The organism is Actinocrinis sp. (genome assembly GCF_035938995.1).
Lineage (GTDB): Bacteria > Actinomycetota > Actinomycetes > Streptomycetales > Catenulisporaceae > DASZGI01.
In genome coordinates this window covers 24,666-37,039 of record NZ_DASZGI010000053.1, presented here as the reverse complement: position 1 = coordinate 37,039, position 12,374 = coordinate 24,666, and the positions used below count along the sequence as shown (strand labels likewise).

9 protein-coding genes are annotated in these 12,374 nt (G+C 71.6%); 4 read left to right on the top strand and 5 right to left on the bottom strand.

The features are described 5' to 3' along the window. Positions 1-24 precede the first annotated feature (24 nt). Both VGZ32_RS03605 and mgtA read left to right on the top strand, forming a co-directional pair. On the top strand, positions 25-342 hold the full coding sequence (locus VGZ32_RS03605; protein ID WP_349263469.1) for a metalloregulator ArsR/SmtB family transcription factor: 318 nt from the start codon (positions 25-27) through the stop codon (positions 340-342). Between the two features lie 13 nt (positions 343-355). Further along, on the top strand, positions 356-3,091 hold the full coding sequence (gene mgtA / locus VGZ32_RS03600; RefSeq protein WP_326884348.1) for a magnesium-translocating P-type ATPase: 2,736 nt from the start codon (positions 356-358) through the stop codon (positions 3,089-3,091). On the opposite strand, the gene VGZ32_RS03595 is transcribed toward mgtA, so the two are convergent. Continuing rightward, on the bottom strand, positions 3,069-4,622 hold the full coding sequence (locus tag VGZ32_RS03595; RefSeq protein ID WP_326884347.1) for an LCP family protein: 1,554 nt from the start codon (positions 4,620-4,622) through the stop codon (positions 3,069-3,071). The two genes, mgtA and VGZ32_RS03595, sit on opposite strands and share 23 nt — an antisense overlap. A gap of 520 nt (positions 4,623-5,142) precedes the next feature. Here VGZ32_RS03595 and VGZ32_RS03590 point away from each other — a divergent pair. Together VGZ32_RS03590 and VGZ32_RS03585 are read left to right on the top strand one after the other, a co-directional pair. Then, positions 5,143-6,879: an ABC transporter permease gene (locus VGZ32_RS03590; RefSeq protein ID WP_326884346.1), complete on the top strand. Its 1,737-nt coding sequence runs from the start codon at positions 5,143-5,145 to the stop codon at positions 6,877-6,879. Between the two features lie 20 nt (positions 6,880-6,899). Continuing rightward, a complete protein-coding gene (locus VGZ32_RS03585; RefSeq protein WP_326884345.1) occupies positions 6,900-8,300 on the top strand; it encodes a nitrate/sulfonate/bicarbonate ABC transporter ATP-binding protein in 1,401 nt (466 codons plus the stop codon). Positions 8,301-8,314: 14 nt separating this feature from the next. Here VGZ32_RS03585 and chrA read toward each other — a convergent pair whose 3' ends face one another. The 4 genes from chrA to VGZ32_RS03565 are packed head-to-tail and all read right to left on the bottom strand — an operon-like array spanning position 8,315 to position 12,275. Beyond that, positions 8,315-9,550 (bottom strand): chromate efflux transporter, encoded by a 1,236-nt coding sequence (gene chrA, locus VGZ32_RS03580; RefSeq protein ID WP_326884344.1) that lies wholly within the window; start codon positions 9,548-9,550, stop codon positions 8,315-8,317. Positions 9,551-9,564: 14 nt separating this feature from the next. Next, positions 9,565-10,080 (bottom strand): GNAT family N-acetyltransferase, encoded by a 516-nt coding sequence (locus tag VGZ32_RS03575; protein ID WP_326884343.1) that lies wholly within the window; start codon positions 10,078-10,080, stop codon positions 9,565-9,567. After that, positions 10,077-10,817 (bottom strand): DUF6629 family protein, encoded by a 741-nt coding sequence (locus VGZ32_RS03570; RefSeq protein WP_326884342.1) that lies wholly within the window; start codon positions 10,815-10,817, stop codon positions 10,077-10,079. The genes VGZ32_RS03575 and VGZ32_RS03570 overlap by 4 nt, the downstream gene beginning before the upstream one ends. A 21-nt stretch (positions 10,818-10,838) precedes the next feature. Continuing rightward, positions 10,839-12,275, bottom strand: coding sequence for an NAD(P)/FAD-dependent oxidoreductase (locus VGZ32_RS03565; protein WP_326884341.1), 1,437 nt, complete (start codon positions 12,273-12,275; stop codon positions 10,839-10,841). Positions 12,276-12,374 lie beyond the last annotated feature (99 nt).

Below are 12,374 nucleotides of genomic sequence, written 5' to 3'. Positions count from 1 at the left end.
GGGCGGGTGCCGGATTTTCCGACGATGCCGCAGGTCGACCCCGGCCTGGTACAGGAGGCCGCCGGGCTGTTCGGATTGCTCGCGTCGACCACCCGGCTGCACATCGTCTGGCTGCTCGCGCACGGCGAACAAGACGTCGGCGCACTGGCGGAGGCGGTCGGCGGGGCACTGCCGGCCGTCAGCCAGCACCTGGCGAAGCTGAAGCTGGCCGGGCTCGTCGCCGCGCGCCGCGAGGGCCGCCGCCAGGTCTACTTGATCGCCGACCCCCGGGTCGCGGACGCGGTGCGCTACCTCGTCAGCAGCATCGCGGCCCCGGCCGCGGCCGGTCGACGCCGCGCCTAGGCCGGCGGCTCCCATGGCGCTCGACGGAGCGGACGCCGCGTTGTCGGCGTTCACGCTGCTGCCCGGCGGCGCGCAGCCGCCGGACGAAGCAGAGTCTTTCGTCCTGTCTGACGAACCCTCGGCGTTCGCGGTCATGCCCCGGCACCAGCTGTTGCGCACCCTCGGCACCAGCGCACGCGGCCTCGAGGAAGCGGAGGCGGAACGGCGCGCGCTGGTCTACGGCGAAAACTCACTGGTCGCGTCGCCGCGTATGGCGACGCACGCCCGGATCCTCGCAGCCGCCCGCAACCCCTTCGTCCTGCTGCTCGCCGTCCTCGCGGTCGTCGCCGCAGCGGCCGACAACGGCGCGAGCGCGCTCGTCATCGGCACCATGGCGGCCGTGAGCTGTGTCCTGCGCGTGCGCCAGGAGCATCGCGGCGAGCGTGCCGCGGCCGCTCTGCGCGCCCTGGTCTCCGCGAGCGCGACCGTCGTGCGCCGCGCCGGCCCGGACGCCCCGCCGAGGGCGCGCGAGGTCCCGATCGAACAGCTCGTGCCCGGCGACCTCGTGAACCTGATGCCCGGCGATCTCGTCCCCGCCGACCTCTATCTCCTGCGCGGCGCCGGTCTGACGGTCGCCGAAGCGGCGCTCACCGGAGAGTCTCGTCCGGCCGCCAAGTCCGTTCCCCCAGCCTCCGGCCCCGATCGCGCCGCGCCCGACCGGCCGTGGCTGTGCCCGATGGGTGGGGTGGTCGCGCACGGCACGGGCACCGGCGTGGTCATAGCCACCGGCACCGCGACCGCATTCGGCGCGGCACACGGCGTGAGCACGCGGCCAGGACCGGCCGCCACCGCCTTCGACCGGGGCGTCAAGCGGGTGACGGCGCTGTTGCTGGCGTTCATGGCGACAGCCGTGCCGGTGGCACTGATCGCCCTCGCCAACACCCGCGGCATCGGCTCCGAAGTGCTCGAGTTCACCCTCGCCGTCGCGGTCGGCCTGACGCCCGAGATGCTGCCCGTGGTGACGACGGCGGTGATGACCAGGGCCGCGCGGGTCATGGCCGACGCCGGGATCGTCGTGCGGCGGCTGCCGGCGATTCACAACATCGGCGCGATGGACACCCTCTGCGTCGACAAGACCGGCACCCTGACCGTGGGGCGGCCGTCCGTCACCGACAGCCTGGATCCCGCGGGCGGCCCGGATCCCGCGGCGCTGCTCTGGGCGAGGCGGATCAGCGCGGCGGTCGGAGCCCTCGCACCCGGTTTGCTCGACGCTTACGACGAAGCGCTGCTCGACGACATCACCGACGCGAGTGCCGACGCCGACCCGATGGACGTCCTCGACGTTCTCCCCTTCGATCCGCAGCGCCGCCGCGCCAGCGCCCTGTTGCGCGAGCCCGGCCGCCTCGGTACGGCCGTCATCGCCACGCGTGGAGCGGTCCACGAGGTACTGGACGCGTGTGCTGATGTCCTCAAGGACGGCGAGCGGTATCCCCTGGACGACGCTGAACGCGCGCGGCTGCTCCGTTTAGGGGACGACCCGTCCGAGGGCCGACTCGGCCAGACGCGGCTGCTCGCGATCGCGGTGCGAGAGCTTTCCGGCCGGTCGCGCGGCAAGCCTCTGCGTCCGGCCGACGAGCAGGGGCTCGCCTTTGTGGGGTTCGTGGCGCTGTGCGACCGGCCGAAGAAGGCGGCCGCTCCGGCATTGGCGCGGCTGTCCGAACTCGGCGTCGAGGTGAAGGTGGTCACCGGTGACGCTCCGTCAGTCGCCGCCGCGGTATGCGCCGCGGTGGGTGTGGACGCGGCGCGGATGGTCACCGGTGCGCAGATCGACGCCTGCGACGACGAGCAACTGCGTGCTCTGGCCGTCGAGACCTCCGTGTTCGCGCGCACCACCCCGGCGCAGAAGGCCAAGGTCGTCGCCGCGCTGCGCGACGCCGGACGGGTGACCGGCTTCCTCGGCGACGGGGTGAACGACGCGCCCGCGCTGCGCGCCGCGGACGTCGGAATCGCCGTGCGCGACGGGTCGGACCTCGCCGTCGAGTGCGCGGATGTCGTCCTCGGCGAGAAGGATCTCGGCGGGCTCGCCACCGCGGTCATCCAGTGCCGGCACGCCGCCGCCAACGCGGTCAAGTATCTGAAGATCACGATCAGTGCCAACCTCGGCAACGCGCTGTCCCTGATGCTGGCCGCGCTGCTGCTGCCGTTCCTGCCGATGCTCCCGTTCCAGGTGCTGGTGCAGAACCTTTGCTTCGACCTGTCACAGATGGCCCTCTCCGTGGATCGCGTCAGCGCGCGCGAGACCGCCCGGCCACGCACCTTCTCCGTGTCCGACCTCGCGTTGTTCACCCTCTTGCTCGCCCCGGTCAACACGCTCGCCGACCTCGCGACCTTCCAGGCACTCGGCGGCATGCTGGGAGTCGGGCCGATCGGTGCCGGTGCGGGCGGAGTCCCGGCCGCCGTGAAGGCCGCCATGTACGCGGGATGGTTCATGGAGAACCTGCTGACCCAGGCCGTCGCGGTCCACCTGCTGCGGACCCGGCGCCTCGCCCGGTGCGACCGGGCGGCGGCGCCGGTCGTCCTGGCCACGCTCGCGGTGGCCGTGGCGGCCTTCATGGTGCCGCTGGTCGGCCCGGCCGCGGGGGCGCTCGGCTTCGCGGCCCCGCCGGCCCGCTTCTATCCGGTGCTCGCGGCGATCGTTCTCGGCTACTGCGCGCTGACGATCGCCGCGAAGGGCTGGTACTTCAGGCTTACGGGTGCCCGCCGTACTTGACCGGCGCCGGCAGGCTGGAGCAGATGTTCTGGTCGCCCGTGCGGCTCTCGGCGCTGATCGTCGCCGTCGGCGTTGAGCCCGCCGTGGAGCCCGCGCCCGAACCCGTCCCCACCGCGGTGGTGTCCGGCACGGCGGTGATGTTCGCCGGGGCGTTCTCGCCGATGACCAGGGTCAGGGTGCCGACCGAACTGCTCGGCTTGACCACGGCGCCCGCTATCTGGTTCGCCAGCGCCTGAGCCTGCGCCTGCTGCCCGGCCGGGTAGTAGACCTCGGTCTTGGCGTATCCGCTGTAACCGCTGTAGCCGATGCTGGTGTTCACACCGAGCGCCTTCAGGTTCGCGGCGGCGTAGGCCGCGAGGTGGGCCGTCGCGGTTCCGTTGTAGACCTTCACCGTGAGCGACGAGAGCGGAACAGTGTTCGTCGATGCGCCAGTCGATGTGGAGGCCGGCGCGGTCGGGCCCCCCGCGGTCACCGACTTGGCCGAGGTCCCGAAGGCTGACGCGGCGTTGGATCCGGGCAGTGGCTGGTCGTTGCGAAGATCCGTCCACACGGTGCCGAACCCCGGGCCCGGATCGACGCGGTTCTGGTTCGCCGGGTCGAAGACGTAGGGCGCGGTGACGAACTGGATGTAGTGGCTCTTCAAGCTCTGCACGCTCTGGGCCAGGCCCACCATCGTCGAGACCGACTTGAGCCCGTCGTCCACGGTCAGGTTGCTGGTCACCGCGTTCGCGATCTTGTAGAGCGTGATCGGGTCGGCCAACGTGCCCGCGCTCGTGACCTTGGTGAACAGCGATGAGACGAACATCTGCTGGTACTGGATGCGGCCGAGGTCGGTGCCGGTGCCGACGCCGTGCCGGTCCCGGATGAACTCCAGCGCCTGGCCGCCGCTGATGGTGTGCAGCCCGGCGCTGAGCACCAGGCCGCTGTAGTTGGGGTCGTTGATTCCTGGCTCCGGGATGCAGACCTGGACCCCGCCGACGGCTGTGGTCAGCTCCTGGAAGGCGTTGAAGGTGACCTCGACGAAGTGGTCGATGCGGATGCCGGTCATCTGCTCGACGGTGGCCACCGCGCAGGCCGGCCCGCCCAGGTTCATCGCCAGGTCGAACATGTCGGCGCTGGAGGCCTGGACAGTGGTGTTGGGGTCGTTGCGGCCCTGGCACTGCGGGCGCGGCACGATCAGGTCGCGCGGGATGGAGACGACGACGGCCCATTTGTGCTCGGCGTTGATGTGCACCAGCATCGTGGTGTCCGAGATGTTGGTGCCCAGCTTGGTGGAGTTGCCCAGGTGCGGGCCGGTCTGACCGTCGCGGGTCTGCGAACCGAGGATCAGGATGTTCTGCTGGACGTTGCCGAAGGCGTCCGGTTTGGCGGCGGCCGGGCGATTCGTGAGCGAGGACAGGCTGACGGTCTGGATGTTGCCGAACAAGTGCTCGTAGATGTACGTGCCGGTGGCGGCGACGGCGAGGATCACGCCCGCGGCGATCCCGGCGGCGATCTTGAGCCGCTTCTTCCGCCGTGCCTTCTTGTCCACAGCCTTCTTACCCGCAGCCTTGCGACGGCCGCGCTCGGCGGACCGGGTCGGGCGGGCGCTGCGGGGAAACTGGTCCCGGTCGAGGTCGGCATCGGGTCGGCCGCCAGGCGACCGCCGGGTTCCGCTCCGGCTGCGGGGCGCCCATTCGTCCGTGAACTGGTCCGCGCTTTCGCTCCTAGGGCCGCCCCGTTCGGGAGCCCACTGTGACCTGTTCCGATCAGCCGCGGCCCGCTCGCGCCCCGGTCCGGGATCGCGAGGTTCGGCAGTCCAGTAGTCACCCCGACCGTTCACGTCCGCGCCCTCTCATCGCCCCTCGGACCTCCATCTGCCGTCCTTGACGTCAGAGGCGGCTGCACGGTTGCATGTTTGCGCAAGTCATGGCCGGGTTGCGGCTTCGCACCGCCGGAAAGTACGCCCAAAGTTGGCGTAACCGTCGATCACTGGACAGGGCTTTAGCGCGGCACGTACGTGTGGTCCGTCACAATGGCTGGTGCAGACAGGCGCGGTGGAAGGGGTGCGCGTGGCGGGTCTGGGTGGTTTCCCCTCCGGGGGCGTGTGGCGACGGCCCGCCCTGAGGTGGCCGGACGTGGTGGTCGGCGCCGCTATCGTGGCGCTGCTCTACGGCCTGCTGCGGCTGGCCCCCGCGCTCAACGCCCCGTTCCTGCCGTCCACGGCGCCGTCGACCGTGTCCATGGATCCGGCGAACCTGCCGTACTACGCCATCCGCTCGCTGGTGCGGATGTTCATCGCGCTCATCGTCTCCGTGCTCTTCACGTTCGTCTACGCCACCGCCGCCGCCCGGCTGCGCCGCGCGGAGAAGGTGCTGCTGCCGGTGCTCGACATCCTCCAGTCGGTCCCGGTGCTCGGCTTCCTCTCGGTCACCGTGACCGCGTTCATCAACCTCTTCCCCGGCTCCGAACTCGGCCTCGAGTGCGCGTCGATCTTCGCCATCTTCACCGCGATGGCGTGGAACATGACGTTCGCCTTCCATTACTCGCTGATCTCGCAGCCGCGCGAGTTCGACGAGGCCGCCCGGGTGATGCGGCTCACCAAGTGGCAGCGGTTCTGGCAGCTCGACGTGCCCGGCGGCATGATCCCGATGGTCTGGAACGGGATGATGAGTTTCGGCGGGGCCTGGTTCTTCCTGGCCGCCTCCGAGTCCATCAGCGTCCTGCGGCACCAGTACGCGCTGCCCGGCATCGGCTCTTACGCCGCCGCCGCGATCCAGGCCGGGAACATGGGCCAGGTCGGCATCGCCATCGCCGTGATGATCGTGATGGTCGTCGGTGTCAATGTGCTGTTCTGGCGGCCGCTCACCGCGTGGTCCGAGCGGTTCCGGGTGGAGGAGTCCGAAGCGGCCGAGCGCCCGCGCAGCCTGGTGCTCGACCTGCTGCGCCGCTCCGAGGTGCCGCGCCTGGTCGGCCGCCCGCTGAAGCCGGTCGGCGTCGCGCTGGACCGGGTCACCCGGCCGTTCGGCCTGGCCGAGCACCCGCTGGGCGTCTCGCCGGTCCGGGAGCGCACCGGGGACGTCTTCTTCGCCGGCGTCATCACGACCCTGATCGCCTACGGGGTGTGGAAGGCCGGCGGGTACATCCGCGACACGATCGGGTTCGGCGAGTTCGGACACGCCTTCGCCCTCGGCGCGGCGACCTTCGGCCGGGTCGTCGTGCTGCTCGCGGTCGCCACGGTGATCTGGGTGCCGATCGGCGTGTGGATCGGCATGAACCCCAAGGTGACCCGGATCGCGCAGCCGATCGTGCAGGTGCTGGCCAGCTTCCCGGCGAACTTCCTGTTCCCGCTGGCCACCATCGTGTTCGTGGCGCTGCACGTCTCGCTCGATATCGGCGCGATCCTGCTGATGGCGCTCGGCTCGCAGTGGTACATCCTGTTCAACGTCATCGCCGGGGCCTCCGCCATCCCCTCGGACCTGCGTGAGGCGATGACCAGCCTGCGGGTGGACGGCAAGCTGCGTTGGCGCAAGTTCATCCTCCCGGCGATCTTCCCGTCGTACGTCACCGGGGGCATCACCGCGGCGGGTGGCGCGTGGAACGCGTCGATCGTCGCCGAGATCGTCTCCTACGGACCGCACAACCTGCGGGCCGCCGGCCTCGGCGCGTACATCGCCGACGCCACCACGAACGGCGACTTCCCGAAGATCCTCATCGGCATCCTGGTGATGAGCTTTTATGTGGTCGCGCTCAACCGGCTGTTCTGGCGCCGCATGTACCGCCTGGCCGAGACCCGCTACGCTCTGTGATCCCGGAGGGACCCGTCCGCATGAGCCAATCGCAGACCGCGGCGCCGAACCCGGCGCAGGCGCGCACCGTCGGCCCGGTCATCATCGAGGCCGAGTCGGTCACCAAGAGCTTCACCAACCCCGACGGGCGTGCTCTGCCGGTGCTCGACGCGATCAGCTTCAGCCTCGCCGAGGGCGAGATCGTGGCGCTGCTCGGGAAGTCCGGCTCCGGCAAGTCCACGCTGCTGCGCTGCGTCGCCGGGCTGATCGCGCCGTCGGGCGGTACCGTCGCGTACCGCGGGACCCCGCTGAACGGCGCGAACCCGGGCGTGGCGATGATCTTCCAGTCCTTCGCGCTGCTGCCCTGGCTGACGGTGCAGCAGAACGTGGAGCTCGGGCTCCAGGCCCGCGGCGTGCCCGAGGCGGAGCGCCGGGAGCGGGCGCTCAAGGCGATCGACCTGATCGGCTTGGACGGCTTCGAGAGCGCCTATCCCAAGGAGCTGTCCGGCGGCATGCGGCAGCGGGTCGGCTTCGCCCGGGCGATCGTCGTCGAGCCGGACGCGCTGCTGATGGACGAGCCCTTCTCCGCCCTCGACGTGCTGACCGCGGAGAACCTGCGCAACGAACTGGTCGGCCTCTGGGAGGGGCATGAGGCGCCGGTCAAGTCGATCCTCATCGTCACGCACAACATCGAGGAGGCGGTGCTGCTGGCCGACCGGATCCTCGTGCTGTCCTCCAATCCCGGGCGGATCAAGGCGGAGCTCGCCGTGGAGCTGCCGCGCCCGCGCGACCGGCACGCGCCCCGCTTCGAGTCCATCGTGGACACCGTCTACGGCATCCTGACCGGGCGCGAGGACAGGGCCACCGCGGCCATCGCCGTCGCCGAGCACCCGACCGACGGGGTCCCCCGCCCGGCCCGCCCCGCCCCGACGCCGATCAACACCCCGCTTCCGGTCGTCAGCCCCGGCGGGATGGCCGGCCTGCTGGAGATCCTGGCCGCGCGCGGCGGCGAGGACGGCCTCGCCGAGATCGCGGACGAGCTCAACTTCGAGATCGACGACCTGCTGCCCCTGGTGGACGCGGCCGTGATGCTCGGCCTGGCCGGTACGAAGGGCGCCCGGCTGGAGATCACCGCCGACGGCCGCGAGTTCGCCGCCGCGGACATCCTCACCAGCAAGCAGCTGTTCGCCCGGCACGCCGTCGCGCACGCGCCGCTGGTGCGGGCGATCGCACAGGCCCTGACCGCCACCGAGGACCACACTCTGCGCGAGGGCTTCTTCCTCGATCTGCTGCGGCGCGGCTACTCGACCGAAGAGGCGCGCCAGCAGCTGGAGACGGCCATCGACTGGGGCCGCTACGGTGAGCTATTCGACTACGACCGCGACGACGCCGAATTCACCCTCGACCCCAGCGCGTATCCGGCCCTGGTCGGGACGGCCTAGGCCCCGGCGGGTGGTCAGCTGACCGGCGCCCCGGCGAACACCGCGATCACCCCGAGCGCGGCGGCTCCGGCGAGTGCGCTGACCACCCCGCGCCGGTCCCCTTCGCGCCGCGCCACCATCAGCCAGGCGGCCGCGGCAGCGAGTACGCCGATCTGCCATAGGTGCTGGAGCGCGAGGGCGAGCGGGATCGCGGATCCGGCGATCGCCCCGATCGCCGCCGGACCGGCCCCGGCGAGGAAAGCCTGGACGGTCCTGTTGGTGCGCAGGGCGTCGAAGTGCCGCGCTCCGCCGAGTACGAACAGGAACGACGGAGCGAAGGCGACCGCCACGGCCAGCAGTCCGCCGACGAGACCGGCAGCGGCGTATCCGACAACTGCGACGGTGAGCACGACCGGGCCCGGCGTGATCTGGCCGAGCGCCACCGCGTCGAGGAACTGGGCGGACGTCATCCAGTGGTAGTGGTGCACGGCGTCGCTCTGCATCAGCGGGACGATCACGAAGCCGCCGCCATAGGACAGCGCGCCGACCTTGAACGCCACCCACACCAGCGCGCCGATTCCCCCCGCGCCCGCCACCCCGGCAACCGCCGCCAAGACTGCGGTTTTCGGCGCGGCCAGCAGTCCTGGAACGACGCTCTTAAGCCGCAGCGCACGTCGAGCTGAGCTGTTGCGGATCACAGCCTCGATCAGTCCGCATCCGATCAGGACGAGCACGAGTTCCGGTCCGATCAACGCCGCCGCGCCGCCGCCCGCGCACAGCCAGCCGATCCAGCGCAGGCGGCGGTATGGATGCGCGCGTACCCGGTTCCAGGACGGAACCGCCAGGTCGGAAGCGGCCCGCACGGCGACCGCTGCGACGGCGGCCCCGGCTCCGGCTGCGGCACCCCGCACTGCGAGCGGCGGATGCCCGCCCAGCAGGACTGCGGCGAGGGCGAGGATGATCACCAGGCCGGGCAGGATGAAGCAGATCCCGCCGACGAGACCGCCCAGCACGCCGCGCACCCGCCAGGCGCAGAAGATGGTCAGCTGGGTCGAGGCCGGGCCGGGCAGCAGGTTCGCCGCGGCGATCCCGTGCTCGAATTCTTCCGCGGTCAGCCAGCGGTAGCGCTCGACGCACAGTCGCCGCAGCAGGTTGATGTGCGCCGGCGGGCCGCCGAAACCGATGCAGCCGAGGCGCGTCCATTGCGCGGCGACCATGGCGAGCGGGGGCCGTGCCGCTGGGGCGTCCGGCCGCGCGTCGGCTGGTGCCATTGCGCGCGCCCAGCTCAGCTTTCGCCGTCGCCCGCGACCTTCGCGAGCGCGTCGCCGGTGAGCCGGAAGACCGTCCACTCGTCCATCGGGACCGCGCCGAGCGCCTTGTAGAACCCGATCGACGGCTCGTTCCAATCCAGCACGGCCCACTCGAGGCGCCGGTACCCGCGCTCGACGCAGATCCTGGCCAGCTCGGTCAGCAGCGCCCGACCGTGGCCACCGCCGCGGTGTTCCGGCCGCACATACAGGTCCTCAAGGTAGATGCCGTGCCGCCCGGTCCAGGTGGAGAAGTTCAGGAACCACAGGGCGAAGCCGACGATCTGCGGTCCGTCCCCGGACTCAGTCCCGGACTCAGTCCCAGCCTCGGTCTCGGCCACATGCGCGAACACCGCCGGCGCCGGGCCGAACAGCGCCGCGTGCAGGTGCCCGGGGGTCGCCTCGACCTGGTCCCGGGACCGCTCGTACTCGGCGAGATCGCAGATCAGCCGGTGGATCGCGGGCACGTCGGCGGGGCGGGCGGGTCGGATCATGCCGTCACCTTATGACGCTGCGCTCGGATGCCGCCACGCTCGCGGGACCAGGACCACCGCAGGAGGACCAGGCTCGCCGCGGCCGCCAGCGCGCACCACGTCGAGGCGAACGCATAATGCCACAGCAAGTAGCAAGCCGGTGCGCCCACGCCGCCGACGACGCCGAGCAGGCGGACATCGGTTCGATCACTCGCCAGCAGCGCGCCGAGCGCGGCCACAAGGTAGGCGATCGAGACCAGCCAGGCCAGGCGCAGATCATGCACCCCGTAGTGCATGGTGTGGCCGACCGCCTCAGCCGTGATCGGCCCGCTCGCAAGCGCGTACGCAAACACGGCGGACGTGGCCAGGCCGACGACGGCGAACGGGACGAGGCGCGCTCGGTGCCCCGGCCCTGCGGCCAGCAGCACCACGCCCGGAACGAAGGTCGGCAGCAGCGGAAAGGCGATCACGGCCCACGCCACGACCGCCCATCCGCCCACCAGTTGCGGGCTCATCGACGCAGCGCTCGTAGTCGCGCTGGTCATGGACGCGGTGCCCGTGGGCGCGGCGCCGGGCAGATGGTCCCACTTGGCCCATACCACCGACTCGATGAGCTGGTGCGCGCCGAGCAGCAGCGGCAGCGCGGCGAGCGGCAGCTCACGCACCCGCCCGTGACTCGCCGCGCCCGCCACCGAGGCGACCCCGATCGCCGCGATGGCGCTGCCCATGACCAGATCAGCCGTCGAACTCCAGCACATGGCCGTTCCCCGCCTCGCTATTCAGCCGCGGTAGGTCTCCAAGAGCCGCAGCCAGATCTCGCTGATCGTCGGGTAGGACGGCACCGCGTGCCACAGCCGCGCGATCGGCACCTCGCCGACCACGGCCACCGTCGCCGAGTGGATCAGCTCTCCGATGCCCGGGCCGACGAATGTGACCCCGAGCAGCACCTCGCGCTCGCTATCCACGATCATCCGGGCGCGTCCGGAGTAGTCGTCGGCGTAGAGGGAGGCGCCGGCCACCGAACCGAGATCGTAGTCCACCACCCGGGTCTTGTAACCGGCGCGCTCGGCCTCCTGCGAGGTCAAGCCGACAGACGCGACCTCCGGCTCGGTGAAGACCACCTGCGGCACGGACTGCTTGTCCGCGGTCGCCACGTGGGCGCCCCACGGCTTGTCGTCCACCGGCCGGCCGAGCGCGCGGGCGGCGATCGCCGCGCCGGCCATCCGCGCCTGGTACTTGCCCTGGTGGGTGAGCAGCGCCCGGTGGTTGACGTCGCCCGCCGCGTAGAGCCAGCCGTCCTCCACCGCCGTGACCCGGCAGGTCTCGTCGACCTCGAGCCACGATCCGGGCTCGAGCCCGACCGTGTCCAGGCCGATCTCCTGGGTGTGCGGCAACCGTCCGGTGGCGAACAGCACCTCGTCGGCCTCGAGCGTGCGCCCGCCCTCAAGCTCGACGGTGACCGGGCCCGGGTGCACCGGCCGCCGCACACCCGTGACTTCGCCGTCGAGGTCCACGGTGACGCCCGCCTTCACCAACGCGTCCGCCACCATCTCGCCCGCGAACGGCTCCATCCGGGGCAGCAGGCCGCGGCGGGCCAGGAGGGTGACCTCCGAGCCGAGCGCCCGCCACGCGGTGGCCATCTCGACCCCGACCACTCCGCCACCCACGATCACGAGACGGCCGGGGACCGTCGCCGAACTGGTCGCCTCGCGGCTGGTCCACGGCTTCGCGTCGGCGAGCCCCGGCAGGTCGGGCAGCAGAGCGCGGGTCCCGGTGCAGACGGCCACCGCGTGCCGGGCGACCAGTTCGCGTTCGTCGCCCTCCGCGGTGCGCACGATCACCCGGCGCGGCCCGGCGAGCCGCCCCACGCCGCGCACGAGGTCGACGTGGACGGAGTCGAGCCAGCCGGCCTGGCCGTCGTCCTTCCAGTGCTTGGTGAAGGTGTCGCGCCGCTCGAGGACCGCGGCGGCGTCGAGCGCACCAGTCACCGCCTGGCGCGAGCCGGCCACGTCCCGGGCGCCGGCCAGCGCGGCGGCCGGCCGCAGCAGCGCCTTGCTCGGCATGCACGCCCAGTAGGAGCACTCGCCGCCGACCAGTTCGCTCTCCACGATCACCGTGGTCAGCCCGGCGGCGCGGGTCCGCTCCGCCAGATTCTCCCCGGTCGGCCCGGCACCCAGGACGATCACGTCGTATTCCGCTGCTTCTGCCTGGGCCATCTCGCGTTGCCTTCCGCTCGTTGGCGCGGTTCCGCGCCGCTCCGCCTCGTTGACCGCGTGCACGCCGTCCAGCGCATCCGACGCCGGCCCCCGTCGGAC